This is a genomic window from Stenotrophomonas sp. STEN023, assembly GCF_056760135.1.
Genome location: NZ_JBRREF010000035.1, coordinates 1 through 20758 on the forward strand (window position 1 = coordinate 1; position 20758 = coordinate 20758).

Below are 20758 nucleotides of genomic sequence, written 5' to 3' on the forward strand. Positions count from 1 at the left end.
CGCCCATTTGGTTCCACCCTGTGCTCAAGCGCGGGGGCCAGCCCCCCCCCTATTTAGCCACAAACTCTAAATACGTGTGCACGCCTCCCTACACCCCGGCCCCCACAGCTGGTTACGGTAGATCATCGTCTTATCGCAGGTCCTGGGAGACTGCTGCGGCATTCCGTCCCACTATCCCGAGGCGGTGCTTGATCCATTTGGTCTACACGAACCTCGCGTATCCACTTCACACGCGGCAACACTATGCGGACTCTGCAACGGCCGTGCGTCTCTGCCTCAATCCAAGCCAGCTGAGCGCAGCGACGACCATGAGCAACCAGGGAAGCAGAACAAGATTCATTCTCTGCCAGCCCATTGCGTCGAGCAGCCCACCGGCACTGAACGAGCACGCCAGCCCTACGAAGAAGATCGTCATGTCATTGACGGCCTGCGCTCGCGCTTTTTCGGCGACTGTGTAGGTGCTGGTCAGCAGGGTGGTGCCTCCGACGTACATGAAGTTCCAACCCACGCCGAGGAGGACCAATGCGGTCGCAAAGGAACCGAAACTTGTTCCTGTCAACGTCGTGAGGACATGGCCAATGAAAATTACCGCGCCGGCGAGCATGATCGGAACTGTACCGAATCGGGCGATCAACGAGCCTGTAAAGAAAGAGGGCAGGAACATACCCAACGTATGCAATTGGATAACGGTAGCTGCGTTCGCCAGCTCATGATGGTGGTGGATCATCGCAATGGGCGTAGCGGTCATTGCGAGGATCATGATGCCGTAGCCAGTCGCCGCACCAAACAAAGCCACCAGATAGGTGGGCTGCAGCACGATCTTACGCAAGGGTCGCCTGTTCTCTGGCTCTATGAGGTGGCCCACAGCAGGGGGAATCCTCAAGCCGAGCAGGACGCCGCTCGCTACCACGGATACAACCGCCAGAATCAGGAACGAACCCAGGTACTCGGGCGCCAATAGTGGTCCGCCAGCACGAGCGAGCGTCGGTCCTACCAAAGCTGCGACGATGCCGCCGGCCAGTACCAAAGATATCGCGCGCGGTCGAAATGCATCATCAGCCACTTCGCCGGCGGCGAAACGATAGAACTGCGCAAAGGCTTGATAGGCACCAATGAAGAAGGTACCGAACACCAGAATCGGCAACGATTGCTTCCAGATGCCGAAAGCCGCGATAAGGCCTCCAACGAGGCCCATCGCAGTTCCGCACAGAAAGCCGGTTCTGCGTCCGACGCGAGCCATCCACATCGAGGCCGGAAAGGTCACGATGGCCGTTCCGAGGAACATGGTGGCGATCGGAAGCGTTGCCCACTTGGGCGAATCAGCCAATTGTGCGCCGGCCAGCCCACCGATCGTCATCACCATCACGGAAACGATCTGGAACAAGGCCTGGGCACTAGCCAGGATCAGCACTTGGCGGTGTGCGTGGTTCTTCATGTGTGCGTACTTATGCTCGTGCAAAATAGACGGATTCGGATGTCAATGCGTGGCGATTTCTCGTTGCTTCAACGGAAGAGGCAGCTGATGTGGTGGCGTCGTAATCGAGATGCATCTGAGGCACGTCAGAACACCAAGACCTTGTCTGCGGCAAGGGTGGCGGTTGTCAGCTCCTCCATCGTGCTGCGTCGAGCGTCTTGCATGACTTCATTGTCAGTGATCCCCCTGGCATCCATGCATGTACCGCAAAGCAGAACCTCACCACGTGCCATCACAACCTGGCGGACCATGCGCTCGATGTTGTAGTACCCGTTAGGCGTCTTCTGCCCCGCTTTCGCTCCAAGTACTGCATCGGCCATCAGGAAAACATTCACTGTGGATTTCCCACTCTTCAGGATTGACCCGGCGAGTCGAAGGGCGTTGTACATGCGCTCTGTGCCGTAGGGTGGATCATTGATGATGAAAAGAACATTCATGGCTCACCCGTAGTTATGGATGTAACAGCTTCACGGCCAGCAGAGTTTTCGCGCATTGCGAAAGCCACCACCAGGCCAGACAGGAAGGTCAACACTGCAATTGAGTAGATCGCTGTCGCGAAACCAAAACGATCAGCAATGAGTCCTGCCGACAGCGCGCCGATCGCGTAGCCCATGTCACGCCAGAAGCGATAGACACTAAGCGATCGCGCCCTCCAGGAGGGGGCAGAGGCATCGGATACTGCTGCAATCAGGCTCGGGTAGACCATGGCCGTGCCAAGGCCCAGTAGCACGCTGGCGACGAACCACCACCGAAATTGCCCGGTAGCGGCCGTCAGCACCAGACCTACTGCCTGCACCCACATGCCGGCTACGATCAGGCCCTTGCGTCCCCAGCGATCACTCAGTGGCCCAGTCACAACCTGGCCTGCGCCCCAGACGATTGGATAAATAGCCTTCAGAAGCCCGATACGCTCCACACCCAAACCCAGTGTGGTGAAGAAAAGCGGGAATATGCCCCAGCTCATGCCATCGTTGAGGTTGTTCACCAGTCCGGCTTGCGATGCGGCGAACAGGTTCCGATCCTTGAACGACGTAAGCGCGAATACTTGCCGAAAGCTCAATGTTGGCGAGTTGGTCTCAGTGGCGGCCGCTTCCGCATGTACGTGACCGCGAGTGTCTCGAACAACGAGAATCGACAGCAGCGTGCCTGTGATCGCATAGATGACACCGAGGTAGATTGGTGCCGGACGCAGGCCATAGCGGCTGGCGAGATAGCCAGTGAGGAAGGCGGTAATGCCAACGGCCAGATAGCCTGCGAACTCGTTCAAGCCAACCGCCAATCCGCGTCCCTTCGGCCCAACAAGGTCGATCTTCATGATCACCGTCATCGACCATGCAAATCCTTGGCTCAAGCCAAGAAACACGTTCGCGGCAATAATCCATTCCCAGGTGGGTGCAGCGATGATCATGAAGGGCACAGGCAAGCCCAATAGCCAACCAAGAATCAGAACGCGCTTGCGACCCCAAGTGTCCGCAAGGTGACCGGAGATCAGGTTGGCGAACGCCTTGACCAGGCCAAAGCTGACGATGAAGGAGGTGACCAGCGTGGTCGACGCGACGCGGAATTCTTCTGTGCCAATCAACGGCACGACGGTGCGCTCGATACCAACCATGCCACCAACAAACGCATTGATCAGTACAAGCAAAGAAAACTGCCGCCAGTTCTCCTTGAGGCCAAGCCGAACGGGAACCGCCACCGACGTCGTACTCATATCGCTTCAGCTTCCGGATGACCGGCGTTAACGGCACTGGTAGCCATGCTGTGATGCCTTTCGAAACCGGGCGCGGCCACGCGCTTGCCGCGCAAGCGACACGCCAGGTTTGCTCGCAGGTGCTGTCCAAGGACCATGGCTTGCCACCCTCTTTGTACAATGGCATCATTCAATCAATGAATTGAATGATTGTTTGGAGGGGTAGGGAATGTCAAGCACTCCGAAGCACGAGATCTACGAGCATTTGGCCGAAGTGGCTCAGGCACTCGGGCACGCCAACCGTCTCGAACTGCTCGAGCACCTTGCCCAAGGCCGCCGTAGTGTCGACCTTCTAGCGGAATTGACGGGTATGAGTGTTGCCAACACGTCCCGCCATTTGCAGCTTCTACGTCGTGCCCGTTTGGTGGACGCCGAGCGTCGAGGTAAGCAGGTCTTCTATCGTTTGGCCGGCGATGCTGAAGTAGTGTCCGTCCTTCAAACGCTGCGCCATCTCGCTGAACGCAATGTCGCGGAAGTTGATCGAATCGTTCGAGACTATTTCGACGCCCGCGACGCACTGGAGCCGGTGTCTCGGGAGGAGCTGATCACGAGGATGCATAGCGGGATGGTCACCGTGCTTGACGTGCGTCCAGAAGCTGAGTTCGCGCTCGGCCATCTACCTGGAGCCGTCAGCATGCCTATCGAGGCACTGGAGGACCGTCTGGCGGAGCTGCCCAAGGATCAGGAGATCATCGCCTACTGCCGAGGCCCGTACTGCGTGATGTCGTTCGAGGTCGTGTCCGCATTGCGGATGAAGGGTTACCGCATTCGTCGTTTGGAGGAGGGGTTTCCCGAGTGGAAGGCAGCGGGACTCGAGGTCGTCACAGACTAGATCTGGCGTATCGGCCCCCCAGGCCTGATAGACGCGAGATAGTCTGTCGCACGACGTTACTGAAATATGCTGTAGAGAGGTGTTTTGATGATCACGGTCAACAGCTTACCGGCTCCTTACCAATCAGAAGTCAGCAACGAGACCCAGGTTATTGTCTGCGATGCACCCGCCGCGAAAGGTGGAAGCGGAGCTGGATTCGGCGCCCATCAGTTGCTGGAGGCAGCCTTCGCCACCTGCATCAACATGGCGATCCGGATGTACGCCGATCAGCATTCGATAGCGCTTGATCACGTTTCCACAACGGTGTGGATCAGCAAGCCTGATCAGACGAGAACATGCTTCAACTACGAAATCGAAATTGTCGGTGACATCAGTGACGCAGAGCGCATTAAGTTGGAGGCTGTTGCTGATAGCTGCCCAGTGCGCGAGACCCTCTCTCGAGATCTAGAGTTCGCACGACAGCGGTAGCAAATCCCTCTGGGCATATGCCGGCCGCTAGCTTATTCCAACTGCCTGAAGTCGCTAGCCATCCAAGACGTAAGCGCTATGTGGCACCGGCGTGCGTTCATCATGATGGCCATCGACGGTGCAGTTCATCGATGACGAATCGATGTGAATGCGTCTTTTCGTTCCCGTCCAGATTCGTCAAATGTGGGTGTTCGCCTGGTAGATCATCGTGACGATGTTCTATCTCATCAGGATCAAGTTGCGGCCACGAATACCAGGCAGCGATCAGCCCGGAAACAGCCAGGCCGGTCAGCGCGCTGATCGCCACGGGGATTCCCCAGCGAGCTCCAACCATGCCAGCAAGTGGATATGCGATTAGCCAGCAAACATGAGACAGCGAAAACTGCGCAGCGAACAAAAATGGTAGATCAGCAGAATCAGCGGAACGGCGAAGCAAGCGACCTCCGGGGGTGACAAGTCCTGCATAAGCCATCCCGAGAAGTACCCAGCCTGGAATGACTACGGCCCAGGTGACGACTCCGTTCAATCCAATCCAGGTGCCGAGCAGGCCCGCTAGTACTGTGCACATCAGGCCAGCTGCTGCGAGCATGACCAGTCGGTCCGAGATTTTTCCCAGGATTTTCGGTAGAAGCATGGCGATCGTCATCGACCCGATACCGAACGCAGCCAGGGCCCAGGCCACTTCACGCTCACCGCCATGAAGGACGCTGCGCACCACAACCACGGTATTGACGAATACCAGCGATCCGCCCGCAGCAGCGACCAAGTTTAGCGCCAGCAAACCACGCAGACGCGGTGTGTGCAGGTAGATGCGCATTCCTCGAATGGCTCGCGTGTACGGTCCCTCATTTCCTCGCTTGTCCGCGATCAAGGGAAAGACGGTTGAGAAAACTAGTATCGCGGAGAGTACGAAGCCAACAGAAGTCCCGGCAAATAACCCATGGAAACTGATCAGAGTAAGCAACGCCGCAGCCAACGCAGGGCTCAACAGACTTTCAAGGTCATACGCCAAGCGGGAGAGCGATAGTGCCTTGGTGTAGTCCTTCTCATCCTTGAGAATCTCTGGAATGAGTGACTGGAAAAGGGGAGTGAAACATGCGGAGGCGGATTGCAACAGTGCAATCAGGATGTAGACCTGCCAGATTTCGGTGACGAACGGCAGGGTAAGAGCAGCCGCGGCTCGGGCCAGGTCAAGTGCGATCAAGACGGTCTTTCGCAATGCTGGAGGTACTACGGCCGCTGAGACTGGGGCGAGTGTCACATAGACGATCATCTTGATCGCCAGTGCTGTCCCCAGCACGGCGCCAGCTTCGGCACCGGCCAGGTCGTAGGCCAACAAGGCCAATGCAACCGTAGCCAGGCCTGTGCCCACCAGAGCTACGACCTGGGCGGCAAACAGGTTCCGGAAGCTTGAGTTCTTCAGAACGTCGATCATGGAAGGAATCTCGAGAAGTGCATGCAAGGAGATAGAGCGGGACCAGTTGGGTCCCGCTCGCTCTTTCAAACAGATTACTTCTTCGCCGCACCCGCCTTCTGAGCATCACAGGAGGTCTTCAGCGCCTTGGTGGCCGAGTCATTGTGATTGACGTCATACTTGGATGCATCAGCCAACTGCTCGCAGGTGGTGGGCTTGGGCTTCTTCACTACCGCTGCGGGAGCCGGGGTGGACTCATGCAGGGCAGGGTCATGCGCGACTGCAGCTCCGGAGGTGGAGGCTGCTGCGAGGAAGCAAGCTACGAGAACATTGCGGATCTTCATGGGTAACACTCCGGAAAATGCGGTGTACACACCGCGGGTTGAAATCAAGTGTAGGGAGATCAAGGGCGATACAGGTCAGCTTGGAAACCGACGACTTCGACCGAAACGTCCACCGGTGTGGTGCCACGGTTCTGCCAGTACCAGCCGTGCGTCCCATCGAAGGGGGCAATGAAAGTGCCTTCGGCTTGGGTCTGCGCGGCCTCGACTGAATAACTGGTCCAAGCGCCCTTCACCTCCGGGCGCTCACCGTGCATATCCACCGCCACGTCGCCGGTAGCTTTCCAGCGGTAGATAGCGCCGGCACCCTGCTTAAGATGTGCTTTTACTTCAGCGCCCTTGCCCGGCTCCAATGTCACGGTAAGTGCGTCTGTACGCATTGGACCTGCGGTAAGTGAGTTTGCAGCGGCATCCAACGTCTGCCCCTTGTTCTCACCAAAAGCGGCTTTGGCTTTTTCGGCCAAGGTCTGGTTGGCCTGGTTGTTGGAACCCGTGACCGGAGCCGCGGCATCTGGCGCATTGTCCTCAGTAGTCTCGGCCAGCTTGGTCAGGCCCAACGCCCGACCGACACCGGTCGGGTCAATGCCGTACTCGGCAGGCATGACGGTAGTGACCAGCAGCACAGATGCTACGGCTGCGGCGATGAAGGTGGCGCGGACCAGGCGGCCGGTGCTGGGAAGAGGCTGATTTGCAGTAATGGACATTGAATTATCTCGATCAGGAAACGAAGTAGCCGGTGAGCTGGTAGCCGATGAGCAGGAAACCAGCGGTCATCAACACGGCGTTGGCACCAAAGGCTTGGCGGGCAAACATCGGCGAGCGGCGCCAGAAGCCCATGACGATCAGGATGAGCGCCAGAGCAAGGATCTGGCCGATCTCCACGCCAACGTTGAACGCCAACATGTTGGCGACGAGACCTTCCGGGGACAGTGAAAAGTCCTGCAGCTTGGTGGCAAGGCCGAGGCCGTGGAACAGACCAAAAATCATCACTGCAGCCTTCGTGTTGGGCTGAAAGCCGAACCAACGCCGGAAAGCACCCATGTTGTCTAACGCCTTGTAGACAACAGAAAAGCCGATGAGGGCGTCCACAATGTATGGATTGACGTGGAAGCCGCCCAACACGCCGAGCAGCAGCGTGATGCTGTGCCCTATGGCAAAGAGCGTGACGTAGATGCCCACATCCTTCATGCGGTACAGGAAGAACACAACCCCCAGCAGGAACAGGATGTGGTCGTATCCGGTGAACATGTGCTTGGCACCCAGATAGGTGAATGCCAGCAGATTGCGGCCGGAACTTTCTTCGAGGAAGGCGGCGTCCCCCTCGCTGACGCCATGGGCCACCGCAGCTGCTGTTGTGGTCAGCAGCGCAAGGCCTGCGAGTGCGGCCGCAGGTAGCTTGATGTTGCGCAAGAAACTCTCCTTTACTTTCGGAATTGAAGGAGCGCTCATGCGCGCTCCGTGTTGTTGAGGTCCCCATCGCGATGGATGAGGCGATAGAGCGCCGGTAGCACCAGCAGGGTCAGCAAAGTGGATGACACGATTCCGCCAATAACGACTGTGGCCAGCGGGCGCTGCACTTCTGCGCCAGCGCCGACGTTCAGGGCCATGGGCAGGAATCCAAGGCTGGCCACCAGCGCCGTCATCAGCACCGGCCGCAAGCGGGTAATCGCCCCCTCATGTACGGCGTGTTCCAGAGAGGCGCCGTCCTCGCGCAACTTTTTGATGAAGCTGATCATCACCAAGCCGTTGAGCACCGCGACGCCGGATAGAGCGATGAAGCCAACGCCCGCTGAGATGGATAGCGGGATTCCCCGCATTGCCAGTGCCAGTACGCCGCCTGTGAGTGCCAATGGCACACCGCTGAAGACGATCGCGGCATCCTTGCCCGAGCCGAAGGCCATGAACAGCAGGCCAAAGATGAGCACCAGCACGACCGGCACCACGACCGAAAGGCGCTTGCTGGCAGAGATCAGCTGCTCGAACGTGCCGCCATACTCCACCCAGTAGCCCTCTGGCATCGCCACCTCCGTACCCACGCGTTCGCGCAGCTCCTCCACGAACGAGCCAAGATCCCGACCGCGAACATTGCTGGTGATGACCACCCGTCGCTTGCCGTTCTCCCGGCTGACCTGATTCGGACCTGGGGCGACTTCCACCTTGGCCAGTTGGCCCAGCGGCACATAGCCACGTGCCGCTTCCTCACTAACTGGCAACGCGACGGGTAGTGACGCCAAGGTCCTCGGGTTTTCGCGCATGCTCTCGGGCAGGCGAACCACGATGTCGAAGCGGCGATCCCCCTCGAACACTTGGCCGGCTGTTTCGCCACCCAATGCCATGGAGATCGTTTTCTGCACGGCGTCGATCGATACGCCATAGCGGGCCAAGGCATCCAGATCGGGCGTGATGGTCATCAGGGGCAGGCCGGTGACTTGTTCCAGCTTCACGTCGGCATTGCCCTCGATGCTGCTGGCAACCTTCTCGATCTGCCCACCGATGGCTGCCAGCTGGTCCAGGTCATCGCCATACAGCTTGATCGCCACCTCGGCGCGAACACCCGCGATGAGCTCGTTCATGCGCATCTGAACCGGCTGGGTGAACTCATAGTTGTTGCCGGGAATGGCGCGCACGGCCTTTTCCAGCTCGGCAATGAGTTCAGCCTTGGGTTTACGTGGGTTTGGCCATTCGCTGCGGTCCTTCAACATGATGAAGGTGTCAGCCACCGAAGGCGGCATCGGATCGGTGGCCACCTCGGCGGTGCCGATCTTGGCTACAACTTCATCCACCTCCGGGAACTCCTTGATCCGAGCTTCCAGTTGCCGCTGCATGCCAATCGCTTGGGTCAGGCTCGTGCCTGGAATACGCAGGGCATGCAGAGCGATATCACCCTCATCCAGGTTCGGGATGAACTCAGTGCCCAGACGGGTCGCTAGTGCGCCTGAGAGAACAATGAGAACAACTGCAGCCGCCACCACCAACTTGCGTGCAGACATGACCTTGTCCAGCAAGGGACCGTAGAAACGGCTTGCCTCACGCATCGCTCGGGTTTCCTTCTCCGAGACCTTCCCGGTCACGAACTGGGCCACTGCCGCCGGCACGAACGTCAGCGATAGCGCCATCGCTCCGGTTAACGCGATGATCACCGTCAACGCCATCGGGTGGAACATCTTTCCTTCCACCCCGGACAGGGCGAAGATCGGGATGTAGACGGCGGCGATGATGAACAAGCCGAACAAGCTTGGCTTGATCACTTCAGCGCTCGCACTAGCAGCAAGCTCAAATCGCTCTTGGCGGGTGAGAAGGCGTCCCAATGCATGCTGTTGCTCGCCGAAACGACGCAGGCAGTTCTCCACGATGATTACTGCACCATCAACGATCAGGCCGAAGTCCAACGCACCCAGGCTCATCAGGTTCGCCGAGACGCGGTTCTGCACCATTCCATTGATCGTCAACAACATGGTCAACGGGATCACCGCGGCGGTGATCAACGCTGCGCGCAAGTTCCCTAGCAGCAGGAACAGCACAGCGATGACGAGCAGGGCACCTTCCAGCAGGTTCTTGCGAACGGTTTCGATGGTGCGGTCAACCAGTTCAGTGCGGTCGTATACAGCGTGTACACGAACCCCCTCAGGCAGTGTCTTGTCAATTTCTATGAGCTTCGCAGCGCTTCGCTGTGCGACTTCCCGGCTGTTTTCCCCGATCAGCATGAACACGGTGCCAAGCACCACTTCCTTGCCATCCTTGGTAGCGGCACCCGTACGGAGTTCGCTGCCCTCAAGCACTTCGGCAACATCGCCTACGCGCAACGGAAGTCCGTCGCGTGTGGCCACCACAATTTTCCGAAGTCCGGCGATGTCCGCCACCTGGCCGGGCACACGGATCAGGTACTGCTCGCCTGATCGTTCGATATAGCCGGCACCGACGTTGGCATTGCTGCGATCTACTGCATCAAGAACGTCCTGCATGGTCAGACCGTAGGCCTGAAGCTTCGAGGGGTCAGGGGTGACGTGGAATTGGCGAACATACCCGCCAACGGTGTTGACCTCGGTGACTCCCTTGAGGTGGCGCATCTGCGGGCGCACGACCCAGTCCTGCAGTGTGCGTAGTGCCATGGGTGTCCAGGTGTCTTCTGCACCGGGCTCCGCTTCGACCGTGTACATGAAGATTTCGCCCAGGCCGGTGGCAACCGGTCCCAGCGAAGGTTTCAAGCCAGAGGGCAGGGCAGAGGCCGCCTGTTGCAGGCGTTCTGCGACCTGCTGACGGGCGAAGTAGATATCGGTTCCATCCTCAAACACCACCGTGACCTGGGAAAGACCGTAGCGGGAAACCGAACGGGTGTACTCAAGCTTGGCCAGGCCGGCCAATGCTGTTTCGACAGGGAACGTGACGCGCTGTTCTGCCTCCAATGGCGAGTAGCCGGGTGCTTCGGTGTTGACCTGCACCTGGACGTTGGTGATGTCTGGCACAGCATCGATGGGGAGCCGGTTGTAGTTCCAGATGCCAAGGCCACACAGCCCAAGCACAAGGAGTAGCACCAGCCATCTGTGAGCGATCGACGCTCGTATGATTCGTTCGAGCATGGCCGTTCCTTAGTGGTCGTGGCTGGCGCCGGACTTTTCGATGTCTGCGCGGATCAAGTAGCTTTGCTCTGCGACGTAGGGTGTCCCGGGCTTCAGCCCGCCCAGTACCTCGACGTACTCGCCGTCCCTGCGACCCAGCTCAAGCATGCGTACCTCGTAGGTGTCCTTCACCTGCGCAAATACGACGGTGAAATCGCGAAATCGCTGCAGGCCGGACTCCTTCACCGCAAGCGGCACTTCTTCGGAAGACAACGTCACTTCGGCTGCGACCGTCATTCCAGGCCGCCAACGGCCATCCGGGTTGGGCAGACTCAAGCGGGCGACCACGCTCTGCCCGCTGGATGCCACTGGCAACAGCGAGGCAATGGTGGATTCCACGGTGGTCTCGCCGGTCGCCGAGCGAACCAGTACAGCCTGGCCGACCGCCAAGCGCTCGGCGTCGGTGCCGATGGCCCGCAGATCCACCCATACCTCGCCCAGGTTGGCTATTTCGATCAAGGTGTTGTCGGCAGCCACATCGCCCACGTTGGTTGTACGCGTCAGCACGACGCCATCAAACGGGGCGGTCACGGCGTAGGTACGCATGCTCTCGTTGCCCTCGATCGTCGCCAGGGTTTGCCCGTGTGCAACGCGGTCGCCCACTTGAACCTGCACCGCACGAACGATTCCCGGGAACCTTGCTTTGATTGCGGCAAGACGGTTCTCATTCAGCGCGACCGTTCCCATCAATTGAACGGTGTCACGAATCGTTGCTGGACCTGAGGTCTCAATGACAACGCCGGCATCCTTTGCCGCTTCAGCATCAATGGTGGTTCGACCTTCATAGGACGCGTAGGTCCAGTTATGGGCTTTTCCGCCGAGCGTGGCATTGACCTTCACGTCGAACGAATGCGGCTCCACAACCTCGGCACTCGCGGCTAGATAGTCTTTCTCCACCTTGAAGGCGAAGGCGTTGACCTCGCCGTCGAGTCGCGCGACCTCCATACTGGCGGTTACCTCACCCGGGGCGATCGGTTTATCGTCCCGGTATGCATACAGGCGGAAGTGCGGCGGCGTGTTGGTTTCGTACACCGTCACCTCGATGGCGACGTTGCCATCGCGCAGCATTCGGCCACGATGAGGGCCGCGCTCATAGTCGGCGCCGGCAGCTACCGAGCCGTCCTCTGCAGCAGGTACAGCGTTCGGCTTGTCGCCACAGGCGGCGAGCATCAGCGGTAGCAGGATAAGGAATGCATAACGCTTCATTGGGAGGCATCCGGAAATTGAGCGGTCAGGCGTTCAACCTCGACCAGAAGGGTGTAATAGCGAGCGGCCGCTTCGACCTCGCGTTCGCGCAGGTCGAACAGGGTCTTCTCGGCTTGCGCAAGCGCCAGGAAAGAGAATCGACCGGCTTCAAAGCCGCGGCGCGTCAGGCTGATCGCCTCCTGCGCTTTGGGTAGCATCCGGGCGCGAAGCGCTTCCACTTCCGAGCGGGCTTGCTGCATCAACTGATAGCGATCGAACAATTGCTGGCGTTGTTCCAAACCTGTGACTTGGGCGCGAGCATGCACAGCAGCCAGATCCGCATCGGCTTCAGCAACGGAGTAGGACGCGCGGCGTTGGCTTCCAAGTGGCAGGGAGAAGGACATCACCAGCCCCTGATCACCCGTAGCTTCCAAACGACGAACGCCAAGACTGACGTTCACATCAGGCTTTCCACTCGCAACTGCAATCCGACGACGAGCCGCAATAGACTCTGTTTCGAGCTGCGCAAGACGCTGTTGCGGTGTCTGCGGCAGGCGGCCGGCCAAGATTCCGAAATCCGCGAGTGGGGGCAGGGTGTCCAGATCCGCGATAACGGTATCGAAGTCCGGGGTGAGGGCTCCCCAGCTGGCAGCAAGGCGTGCCTTGGCTCCCTGAAGGGCTTGAAGCGCCAGCTCGTGCTTCAGTTCGGCATCGGCCAATGTAATCTCTGCGGCCCGAAGGTCGGAGTCCGGATTACGTGCTGCCTGCACCCACCTGGCAACTTCTCGACGCGTGCTGTTCGCGTGGCGAACCCGTTCTTCGGCGTTCTCCACGTGCTCCTGAGCGACAGCGGCCTGAATGAATCTCTGCGTAGTGCTATTGGTGATGTCGAGTTTGGCCACGCCTTCAGCGCCTCGCTGAAGGTTGATCTCTGCATCACCCAATGCGGCGCGGGCATCACGCTTCCCACCCAACTCAAGGACGCGTCCAATGCGCAAGGTGGTTTCAGCTGAGTCAACACCGCTCAGCCCGCCGGTACCGGCAACGTTTTCGAAATCGGCTCCCACTACATAGGGAGCGGGAAGGGCCTCTCGGTTTGCACGATTACGTACCGCCTCCAGGCGGGCGACTTCGGCTTGGATTGTGGGATTCGCCAGGAGAGCGCGGGCAACGGCTTCCTCCAGGCGCAAAGGTTCAGCAGCGAAGCCGCACGGGGCAACGCTGCAGGTACCGACCAAAGTCAGTACCCACATGCAACGCAAATTCACGGGATCTTCTCCGATTGTTCGACGAATAGCGCAGCCGGCCGCAAATTGCGACCAGCACTGTCAGGCCGCTATAAGGCGGCCGGATTCGTCAAACGATTGGAGGTCTGAAGGGTGTAGAGGGTTGTTGCGAAGGACGCCAATAGACGTCTAGAGGCGGGACCGTGGTATCTGGAACACCTGATGGAGTCCAGTGACTGTGGTTGCAGAGGTTGATTGCACCATTGGCGTCAACCGAGTGGAGCAGGGCATGCGGCCCCTTGGCATGCTCAGGATCGGAATCCGAATCAGGCTCGCCAGGGTGGTGATGGCCATGCTCAGCGGCTTCAACGATCGCGTGATCTGTGGAGTGTAGGTCACCCATCAGGTTCAACATCGGACGCACCAACGAAACTATGGCCAGCAGCGCAAAGAGGCTGACACGAAGCAGATCGGAAGTGGCCGACGTACGGTACATTCCATTAGGGTAAATGGCTTTCTAGGCTTTTGTCGATATAGGCGCGAGCAACAGGAGAATCCTCACGGAGGACGTCCAATGCCTTTGTGAAAGACTCGGAATCCCTCGCGGGTATGGACGACTACCTGTTGGCTCTAGCCAACGTTTCCCCGCCACATGCGTTTTCTTGCGGGGGATCTAGGAGAAACAGCGTTGCTTCAGGCGCAGTGCCACGTTCACCAAGATGATCAGAACCGGCACTTCTATCAGCGGGCCTATGACGGCTGCGAATGCGACCGGCGAACTGATGCCGAACGCAGCCACTGCCACCGCGATAGCCAGTTCGAAGTTGTTGCCGGCAGCGGTGAAGGCGATGGCGGTTGTGCGCGGGTAGTCTTTAGCGATCAGCTTGCCCATGAAGAAGCTGATGATGAACTGGACCAAGAAATAGATCGTCAGTGGAACGGCTATCCGCAAAACATCCCGGGGGAGTTTGACCACATCGCCCCCTTTCATTGCGAACATCACCACGATCGTAAACAACAGGGCCACTAGCGTTATCGGGCCGATCGCAGGTAGAAACCGGTGCTCGTACCAGTGAAGTCCTTTTGACTTGGTCAACGATCGACGTACCAGGTAACCGGCAGCGAATGGGATGCCGAGATAGATCAGGACAGCTTCCGCAACTGGCCAGAATCCAATGTTGAGCACCACGCCTTGCAGGCCCAATGCCGTCGGCAACACGGAGAGAAACAGCCAGGCATAGACGCTGAGCAACGCGATCTGGAAGATTGAATTGAACGCCACCAAGCCGGCAACGTACTGGTTGTCGCCTTTCGCAAGCTGGTTCCATACCAGGACCATTGCGATGCAGCGGGCCAGCCCTATCAGGATCACCCCGGTCATATAACCCGGCTGATCGCGTAGAAATATCACTGCCAGGGCGAACATCAGAACTGGGCCAATCACCCAGTTCTGAACCAGCGATAGCGCCAATACCCGCTTATCCCTGAACACCACGCCCAGCTGCGCGTAGTCAACCTTGGCGAGTGGGGGGAACATCATCAAGATCAGCCCGATAGCGATTGGCACGTTCGTAGTGCCGATGCTCAACGCGTCTACCTGGTGCTGCAGGCCAGGGAAAATGATGCCCAGCCCCACGCCAACCGCCATGGCCAGGAAAATCCAGGCGGTCAGGAAGCGATCCAGAAATGACAGGCGCTCAGGCCGTATCTCAGCGACGTCGTTCATCAGCAACGGCCGGGCGTGCTGCAGGATTGATCGCCAGCACAACAGTTCTCTGTCAGGTAGTCGACCAGACTTGTCATGGCATCAAAGTTTGCACGGTAGCAGATGGTTCGACCGAGTTGCTCGGAAGTGACAAGGCCCGCAGCAGCCAGCTCTTTCAGGTGAAAGGACAGCGTGGCACCGGGGAGCGCAAGTGCCTCGGCGATCTCACCGGCCAGCTTGCCGCCGCGACCTGCTTCGACAAGTAAACGGTAGATCGACAGCCTTGTGCCATGACCGAGGGCTGCTAGAGCTCGCGTTGCAGTTTTATGTTCCATGGATCTAGAATAATGGAAATAAAGAGAAGGAACAAGTTATGCCCAATCTCCCGAACATCCATGCCGAGTCCCTGCAGTCGCCTTCGTGCTCAGACCTTGATGTGGCTGATCCGAGCAAGCATCGACCGCGCATCCTGATTCTCTATGGTTCGTTGCGTCCACAGTCCTTCAGCCGGAAGCTCGCTTTGGAGGCACAGCGCCTACTGGAACACTTCGGCGCGGATACTCGGCTGTTTGATCCACACGAACTGCCGATGCTGGACGCGGTACCGGCCGATCACCCCAAAGTGATCGAGCTGCGTGAAGTCTCCACGTGGTCAGAAGGTCAGGTCTGGATCAGTCCGGAACGTCACGGGACGATGACCGCCGTGTTCAAGAATCAGATCGACTGGTTGCCGCTGGAGGACGCTGGCATTCGCCCAACCCAGGGCCGCACACTCGCAGTGATGCAGGTCAGCGGAGGCTCACAATCTTTCAATGTGGTGAACGCGTTGCGCGTGCTGGGCCGTTGGATGCGCATGATCACCATCCCGAACCAATCGTCAGTACCCAAGGCTTGGCAGGAATTTGACGAGCGAGGTCGAATGAAGCCATCTCCGTACTACGACCGGGTTGTGGATGTAATGGAAGAGCTGGTGAAATTCACGTTGCTGGTCAGAGATCGCAGTGACTATCTGGTTGATCGCTACAGCGAGCGCAAAGGTGACGCCGCCGCCGCCGCCGCTCTGGCGACAGCGTCCGGAGCCAAATCCTCTGCAACAGCGGGAGCCGCAGCATGAAGGCAACGATCTACCACAATCCCAACTGCGGAACCTCCAGGAACGTTCTTGCCCTGATCAGACATGCGGGCATCGAACCGGTGATCGTCGACTACTTGATCGAAACCCCAACCAAGAAACGCTTGGCCTACCTGATCGACCAAGCAGGATTGAGCGTACGAGCTGCGATCAGGCAGAAGGACACACCCTACGAAGCGCTAGGTCTGGCTGATCCAGCTTTAAGCGACGACCAATTGCTTGATGTCATGCTGGCTCATCCGATCCTGATCAATCGACCATTTGTGGAAACCGATCTAGGCGTGCGACTTGCTCGCCCCTCTGAAGTCGTTCTTGAGATATTGCCTGCAATAGATGCTCCATTTATGAAAGAAGACGGTGAAGTTGTCATCGATGAACACGGCAATCGTCCTAAATCCTGATCACCGCCAGATGGCCAAACCCATGAAGGACACGCCATGACTACTTTCGCGCCTGTTGCCTTGAACGCCGCGATCGTGTCCATTCTGGTGGACGCCGGTTTGCCAGTGAGTGACCTGGAAGACGGCAGACGCAAGATCTTTGGTGGGCTTCACGAGAAGGGTGAACTCATTGGTGTTGTCGGTATCGAGCTGTACCTGCCTGCCGGTCTGCTGCGCTCCCTTGCAGTCGTCCAGAGTCACCGAGGACTGGGCTACAGTTCGGTGCTGCTGAACCATGCAGAACAAATGGCAGCCAAGGAGGGGATCACAGAACTGTTCCTACTGACAGGCACTGCAGCACAACTATTCGAGCGTTGCGGATACAGTCATTCGTCACGGGTCGAAGCGCCTGAATCGATCAGTCGATCGCAGCAGTTCGCAAACATATGTCCGGGGACCGCAGCATTCATGGTTAAGCACTTGTAGTCATCGTGACCGGAGGAATTGCTCAACAGGGCAGGGAATTGGGATTTTTCGGAGCTTGCATTGACTACCGTTTGTGACCGAAGCGGACACGTCTGGACTTCGATGCCGAAAAGCCTTTTCCGGGTTGAGCTAACCCTCGTTAATAACTGCAGGAGACCATGCCTAGTGTCGTCGCTCGATCCCACAACAAAGGAAAGCGCTTGGCGCGTCTTCCTGGCGTTCCTGCGACTAGGCCTGACCTCGTTCGGCGGTCCGATCGCACACTTGAGCTACTTCCGTCTTGAGTTCGTCGAGCGCCGCCGTTGGCTGACCGACCGCAGCTACTCCGATCTGGTGGCCCTTTGCCAATTACTGCCAGGTCCCGCCAGCAGCCAAGTAGGAATGGCGTTGGGCTTGTGCCGCGCAGGCTGGCCCGGTCTGCTAGCCGCTTGGGCGGGCTTTACCCTGCCATCGGCCGTGCTGATGATTCTGTTTGCCTTGGGAGTTGCCAGATACCAAGGCATCGTTGAATCCGGCTGGCTGCATGGCCTGAAGATCGTAGCAGTTGCCGTGGTAGCGCAAGCCGTATGGGGAATGGCCCGATCCCTGTGTACAGACCGTTTGCGAGTAGGGATGGCGTTTTTCTCCGCCGTGGCGACGTCGGTATTGCCCTCGGTCGTCGGCCAGATGGCAGTGATCATTTTCAGCGGGCTACTCGGTCGCTGGGCGCTAAAAATCGAACCAGCATCCGATCAGTCCCCATGCAGCTATCCCGTCTCGCGAAGAACTGGCACGGTGGCACTGACATTGTTCGTGCTGCTACTTGCTCTGCTGCCGATGTGGGCGGCTGCGAGCAATTCCCCCCTGGCTGTTCTGCTGGAGGGCGTATACCGCGCTGGCGCTCTGGTCTTTGGCGGCGGCCACGTTGTTTTGCCCTTGTTGCAAACTGCGGTCGTGCAGAGCGGCACCGTAAGCACTGCGGATCTGCTTGCCGGGTACAGTGCGGCGCAGGCTGTGCCAGGCCCTCTATTCACTCTTGCAGCGTACTTAGGGGCAATGGCCGACGGACCGCTAGGTGGCTGGGTAGGTGGCTTTGCGATGTTGGCAGTCATTTTCCTGCCCGCCGTACTCATCCTCGTGGGGGTGCTGCCGTTCTGGGAGTCTTTGCGCTACCGAAAGGATTTGCAGGCTTCGATTGCCGGCGTCAACGCCGGGGTGGTCGGAATCCTGCTGGCTGCGTTGTACGATCCGGTGTGGACAAGCGCAATCCATAATCGATGGGATGTCGCGGTGACGCTGGTGGCATTCGGGCTACTGGTCGTCGTGCGTACACCTCCGGTCCTGGTCGTGTTGCTAGTTGGCATGGCGGGTTGGGCGATGGCGCGATAAAACCACTAGATCGGACAGTCGCGACAGCGGAAAGTTCTAGCGTTCGCCTCGCTTACGCTATGCGCTGGAATTTCGGTGGGGACCAAAAGCAGGTGCGCGGTAACGCACGCGATGGACGCCAGTAGTTCCGTTGCCTACTCCGCACATCTCCATGGCTAGCAGTCTCGTTGCAATGGGAGCATTGGCACCCCGCACATACATCGCGACTAACCCCGACGTCGCCATGAATGCAAAGGAAAGATGCATCGCGAGCACACGTCGCTCTTAGCCAAAGAAAGCCGTTGTCTAACCACACCCAGCCCAAAGCCTGCGCGCGCAAGCGGTGCGCGGAACATCGATCGGTGGTCAGATCGAAAGGCAGGACGAAGAAAGCCGAGCCGCCTCCGGTAGATAAGCTCGCCACGCACGCAATGAGTGCCCACCTTGCAAGGTGGGATGGCGGATCCAGCGATCGCGAGCGAGGACTAGGGGATTTCGGGATTCAGGGTGTCTATCGGGGGGATGTCTGCATTTGGCCGAAATCGGACACTATTGCATCAGTTCAGAAAGGGCCTTGGCTAGGTTTTGGCATTAAATCTCGTTCTTACTAAGCCATTCCCGGCAATAAAGTTTTGCGAGACTGTTTTCTGCCCGGCACATGGAAGTCCTCTGGCATCGACCTATGCTTCGTTCGATGACGCGTGCGTCGAATACTTAAGGAGAACAAAGATACTCATCCTCCGCGTCCGGGGTGTGACAGGGGGCAGCTCGACCTTGACCGGCAGTAGCTCGCGGTTGTCCAGCGAGAGGCGGTATCACTTGGGGCCCCCAATGAGGTCGTGGTGCAACAAGAGCAGCATCCTCATCGTCTCCGCTGCACTGGCCGCGTTCTCCTTCGTGACTTGCCGCCGCGCCGTGTTCTTACAGAAGGGTCACTGCGAGATCGAATAAGGTGCTTGCTGCACCACTCTTTAGCCCTCGCTTCCCCTGTTATGAATCGAACGAGCGATCGCAACATGGGTGAGAAGGACAGAGAGGGATCACGTAATGCCGCAACCCAGTATGTCGATACGAAGACCGCGGAAATACCGCAAGCAAGAATGGATGCGGCGAACCAACCTTCGCTTAATGCCCCCGCTTCTGGAGGGTTAGATGCTGAAAGAAATGCGGAAAATGCAAAAGCAATCGAATGAATCACCATTACGGAAGTTGATGCGGTTATGCGCGCTTTGTATCGGACGGACGCACAAACGGATGTTGTTGATGCGATCAGTACGAGAACAAATGCAGCACATAGCACCACAAGTTCAAACACCTCTCTCATTTGTGCCATCGAGGTCATGACGGCAAGCAATGCCAGCGCAGCTATCATGACGCCACTCCCCGGGAACAACCATGCACGTGCGGCGGAGCTAATCTGAGAAGCCGCCGCCAGGTCAGCAACAACTGCAGCGACCCACGCCATGACCAAGCCCCCGCCGGCGACAGTGGCAGGAATCCACATCATCGATTCGTGCGGATTGGGTGCAAGCGGCTGCATTGCCAGCATGCCCCACACAGATGCGGCGACGAATGCAGCCAGTGGCACGACCGCTCGGTATCTACCCTTCATGACTGACCTCGAGTGCGAACAGCTGGCGACTGGATCCACCTTCAGAGGTGACGAGAATCTGCTTATTCACTTCGACTGAGCCCCTCCAGCAGTACCGCTCGTGCCTCGATTGAGGATTGGATAGAGAGCCTGTAGCCAAAACGCGGCAACGTATGGATCAACTTCTCTTCGCATGGCCCGTCAACAATCTTACGCAGACTGGATATCTGCGAACGGAGCAGGTCATGGTCAGGCGCCTGATGCCCCCAGACTGCGCGTTCGAGTTGCTCCCGAGACACAGCTCCTGGACTCTCCCGCATCAGAACTTGCAGAAGCTTCCAGGATGCAGGGTAGAGATGAAGTCGCCTCCCTGCACGGAACACCTCCAGCGTCGTCAGGTCCATGGTCAAGTTGCCCACCGTGAGTTGACGCATTCCAACCCTTCCGCGAGAGCGGGCGACTAATGCCTCCAAGCGAACCTCAAGCTCAAGCAGTTCGAAGGGTTTGGTGAGGTAGTCATCCGTACCTGAGCGAAATGCATTGATCTTGCTAGCGAGATCCGCCTTAGTCGCCAGCATGAGTACCGGAACAGACGCGTTATGATCCCTCCGCAGGCTTCTCACCAAGTCCAGCCCGCTGATGCGAGGGAGTTCCCACCCCACGACGACGACGTCGTAGTGGTTGGACACGGCCAAGTGCAGGCCTGTTACACCATCCAGCGCAACGTCCACGCTGTGATGCTTGGTTTCGATCTCGCCAAGTACGTTCCGGACGACTTGCCGGTCGCTGTCAATCAGCAGAATTTCCACGA

The 20758-nt window shown here is 58.3% G+C and carries 20 protein-coding genes; 6 read left to right on the forward strand and 14 right to left on the reverse strand.

Going from position 1 to position 20758, the window contains the following annotated elements; genetic code table 11:
• Window positions 1-241: 241 nt before the first annotated feature.
• The 3 genes from ACVOLV_RS11515 to ACVOLV_RS11525 form a co-directional block, all read right to left on the reverse strand.
• Complete coding sequence (locus ACVOLV_RS11515) at window positions 242-1435, reverse strand: MFS transporter (protein WP_481513622.1); 1194 nt, start codon at window positions 1433-1435, stop codon at window positions 242-244.
• Between the two features lie 125 nt (window positions 1436-1560).
• On the reverse strand, window positions 1561-1911 hold the full coding sequence (locus ACVOLV_RS11520) for a DsrE/DsrF/TusD sulfur relay family protein (protein ID WP_296247977.1): 351 nt from the start codon (window positions 1909-1911) through the stop codon (window positions 1561-1563).
• A complete protein-coding gene (locus ACVOLV_RS11525) occupies window positions 1908-3185 on the reverse strand; it encodes an MFS transporter (RefSeq protein WP_296247979.1) in 1278 nt (425 codons plus the stop codon). The genes ACVOLV_RS11520 and ACVOLV_RS11525 overlap by 4 nt, the downstream gene beginning before the upstream one ends.
• Before the next feature lie 208 nt (window positions 3186-3393).
• Between ACVOLV_RS11525 and ACVOLV_RS11530 the strand changes: the two genes are divergently transcribed.
• Both ACVOLV_RS11530 and ACVOLV_RS11535 read left to right on the forward strand, forming a co-directional pair.
• Window positions 3394-4056 carry an ArsR/SmtB family transcription factor gene (locus ACVOLV_RS11530; protein ID WP_296247981.1) on the forward strand — a complete coding sequence of 221 codons (663 nt, stop codon included), beginning with the start codon at window positions 3394-3396 and terminating at the stop codon, window positions 4054-4056.
• 87 nt (window positions 4057-4143) lie between these two features.
• A complete protein-coding gene (locus tag ACVOLV_RS11535) occupies window positions 4144-4524 on the forward strand; it encodes an OsmC family protein (protein WP_296247984.1) in 381 nt (126 codons plus the stop codon).
• A gap of 100 nt (window positions 4525-4624) precedes the next feature.
• Here the strand turns inward: ACVOLV_RS11535 and ACVOLV_RS11540 are convergent, their stop codons facing one another.
• The 9 genes from ACVOLV_RS11540 to ACVOLV_RS11580 form a co-directional block, all read right to left on the reverse strand.
• Window positions 4625-5959 (reverse strand): MFS transporter, encoded by a 1335-nt coding sequence (locus tag ACVOLV_RS11540; protein ID WP_296247986.1) that lies wholly within the window; start codon window positions 5957-5959, stop codon window positions 4625-4627.
• A 74-nt stretch (window positions 5960-6033) separates the two neighbouring features.
• The gene (locus ACVOLV_RS11545) at window positions 6034-6282 is read right to left on the reverse strand and encodes a hypothetical protein (protein WP_296247988.1); all 249 of its coding nucleotides are present in this window, start codon (window positions 6280-6282) and stop codon (window positions 6034-6036) included.
• A 59-nt stretch (window positions 6283-6341) separates the two neighbouring features.
• Window positions 6342-6983: a hypothetical protein gene (locus tag ACVOLV_RS11550; protein ID WP_296247990.1), complete on the reverse strand. Its 642-nt coding sequence runs from the start codon at window positions 6981-6983 to the stop codon at window positions 6342-6344.
• A 13-nt stretch (window positions 6984-6996) separates the two neighbouring features.
• Window positions 6997-7680 (reverse strand): HupE/UreJ family protein, encoded by a 684-nt coding sequence (locus ACVOLV_RS11555; protein WP_481513629.1) that lies wholly within the window; start codon window positions 7678-7680, stop codon window positions 6997-6999.
• A 44-nt stretch (window positions 7681-7724) separates the two neighbouring features.
• Complete coding sequence (locus tag ACVOLV_RS11560) at window positions 7725-10856, reverse strand: efflux RND transporter permease subunit (protein ID WP_481554530.1); 3132 nt, start codon at window positions 10854-10856, stop codon at window positions 7725-7727.
• A gap of 9 nt (window positions 10857-10865) precedes the next feature.
• Window positions 10866-12101: an efflux RND transporter periplasmic adaptor subunit gene (locus ACVOLV_RS11565; RefSeq protein ID WP_481531199.1), complete on the reverse strand. Its 1236-nt coding sequence runs from the start codon at window positions 12099-12101 to the stop codon at window positions 10866-10868.
• The gene (locus tag ACVOLV_RS11570; protein ID WP_481554531.1) at window positions 12098-13348 is read right to left on the reverse strand and encodes a TolC family protein; all 1251 of its coding nucleotides are present in this window, start codon (window positions 13346-13348) and stop codon (window positions 12098-12100) included. The genes ACVOLV_RS11565 and ACVOLV_RS11570 overlap by 4 nt, the downstream gene beginning before the upstream one ends.
• 631 nt (window positions 13349-13979) lie before the next feature.
• On the reverse strand, window positions 13980-15032 hold the full coding sequence (arsB, locus tag ACVOLV_RS11575) for an ACR3 family arsenite efflux transporter (RefSeq protein WP_481554532.1): 1053 nt from the start codon (window positions 15030-15032) through the stop codon (window positions 13980-13982).
• Window positions 15032-15346 (reverse strand): ArsR/SmtB family transcription factor, encoded by a 315-nt coding sequence (locus ACVOLV_RS11580; RefSeq protein WP_481554533.1) that lies wholly within the window; start codon window positions 15344-15346, stop codon window positions 15032-15034. The genes arsB and ACVOLV_RS11580 overlap by 1 nt, the downstream gene beginning before the upstream one ends.
• 38 nt (window positions 15347-15384) lie before the next feature.
• Between ACVOLV_RS11580 and arsH the strand changes: the two genes are divergently transcribed.
• From arsH to chrA, 4 genes are all read left to right on the forward strand, one after another.
• On the forward strand, window positions 15385-16125 hold the full coding sequence (arsH, locus tag ACVOLV_RS11585; RefSeq protein ID WP_481554534.1) for an arsenical resistance protein ArsH: 741 nt from the start codon (window positions 15385-15387) through the stop codon (window positions 16123-16125).
• Window positions 16122-16544 carry an arsenate reductase (glutaredoxin) gene (arsC, locus tag ACVOLV_RS11590; RefSeq protein ID WP_481554535.1) on the forward strand — a complete coding sequence of 141 codons (423 nt, stop codon included), beginning with the start codon at window positions 16122-16124 and terminating at the stop codon, window positions 16542-16544. The genes arsH and arsC overlap by 4 nt, the downstream gene beginning before the upstream one ends.
• A 36-nt stretch (window positions 16545-16580) precedes the next feature.
• A complete protein-coding gene (arsN2, locus tag ACVOLV_RS11595) occupies window positions 16581-17009 on the forward strand; it encodes an arsenic resistance N-acetyltransferase ArsN2 (RefSeq protein ID WP_481554536.1) in 429 nt (142 codons plus the stop codon).
• A 165-nt stretch (window positions 17010-17174) separates the two neighbouring features.
• Window positions 17175-18377: a chromate efflux transporter gene (gene chrA, locus ACVOLV_RS11600; protein ID WP_481554537.1), complete on the forward strand. Its 1203-nt coding sequence runs from the start codon at window positions 17175-17177 to the stop codon at window positions 18375-18377.
• A gap of 841 nt (window positions 18378-19218) precedes the next feature.
• On the opposite strand, the gene ACVOLV_RS11605 is transcribed toward chrA, so the two are convergent.
• Complete coding sequence (locus tag ACVOLV_RS11605) at window positions 19219-19968, reverse strand: hypothetical protein (RefSeq protein WP_481554538.1); 750 nt, start codon at window positions 19966-19968, stop codon at window positions 19219-19221.
• Window positions 19969-20030: 62 nt separating this feature from the next.
• Window positions 20031-20756, reverse strand: a complete 726-nt coding sequence (locus ACVOLV_RS11610; RefSeq protein ID WP_481531207.1) for a response regulator transcription factor — start codon at window positions 20754-20756, stop codon at window positions 20031-20033.
• Between the last annotated feature and the right edge of the window lie 2 nt (window positions 20757-20758).

What these genes read in the sequence shown, in the direction of transcription:
- arsH (WP_481554534.1), top strand. Translation starts at nt 15,385, where the DNA reads ATGCCCAATCTCCCGAACATCCATGCCGAGTCCCTGCAGTCGCCTTCG.
- ACVOLV_RS11520 (WP_296247977.1), bottom strand. Translation starts at nt 1,911, where the DNA reads ATGAATGTTCTTTTCATCATCAATGATCCACCCTACGGCACAGAGCGC.
- ACVOLV_RS11580 (WP_481554533.1), bottom strand. Translation starts at nt 15,346, where the DNA reads ATGGAACATAAAACTGCAACGCGAGCTCTAGCAGCCCTCGGTCATGGC.
- ACVOLV_RS11550 (WP_296247990.1), bottom strand. Translation starts at nt 6,983, where the DNA reads ATGTCCATTACTGCAAATCAGCCTCTTCCCAGCACCGGCCGCCTGGTC.
- arsB (WP_481554532.1), bottom strand. Translation starts at nt 15,032, where the DNA reads ATGAACGACGTCGCTGAGATACGGCCTGAGCGCCTGTCATTTCTGGAT.
- ACVOLV_RS11525 (WP_296247979.1), bottom strand. Translation starts at nt 3,185, where the DNA reads ATGAGTACGACGTCGGTGGCGGTTCCCGTTCGGCTTGGCCTCAAGGAG.
- ACVOLV_RS11530 (WP_296247981.1), top strand. Translation starts at nt 3,394, where the DNA reads ATGTCAAGCACTCCGAAGCACGAGATCTACGAGCATTTGGCCGAAGTG.
- ACVOLV_RS11545 (WP_296247988.1), bottom strand. Translation starts at nt 6,282, where the DNA reads ATGAAGATCCGCAATGTTCTCGTAGCTTGCTTCCTCGCAGCAGCCTCC.
- ACVOLV_RS11515 (WP_481513622.1), bottom strand. Translation starts at nt 1,435, where the DNA reads ATGAAGAACCACGCACACCGCCAAGTGCTGATCCTGGCTAGTGCCCAG.
- arsC (WP_481554535.1), top strand. Translation starts at nt 16,122, where the DNA reads ATGAAGGCAACGATCTACCACAATCCCAACTGCGGAACCTCCAGGAAC.
- ACVOLV_RS11605 (WP_481554538.1), bottom strand. Translation starts at nt 19,968, where the DNA reads ATGAAGGGTAGATACCGAGCGGTCGTGCCACTGGCTGCATTCGTCGCC.
- ACVOLV_RS11535 (WP_296247984.1), top strand. Translation starts at nt 4,144, where the DNA reads ATGATCACGGTCAACAGCTTACCGGCTCCTTACCAATCAGAAGTCAGC.
- arsN2 (WP_481554536.1), top strand. Translation starts at nt 16,581, where the DNA reads ATGACTACTTTCGCGCCTGTTGCCTTGAACGCCGCGATCGTGTCCATT.
- ACVOLV_RS11565 (WP_481531199.1), bottom strand. Translation starts at nt 12,101, where the DNA reads ATGAAGCGTTATGCATTCCTTATCCTGCTACCGCTGATGCTCGCCGCC.
- ACVOLV_RS11560 (WP_481554530.1), bottom strand. Translation starts at nt 10,856, where the DNA reads ATGCTCGAACGAATCATACGAGCGTCGATCGCTCACAGATGGCTGGTG.
- ACVOLV_RS11540 (WP_296247986.1), bottom strand. Translation starts at nt 5,959, where the DNA reads ATGATCGACGTTCTGAAGAACTCAAGCTTCCGGAACCTGTTTGCCGCC.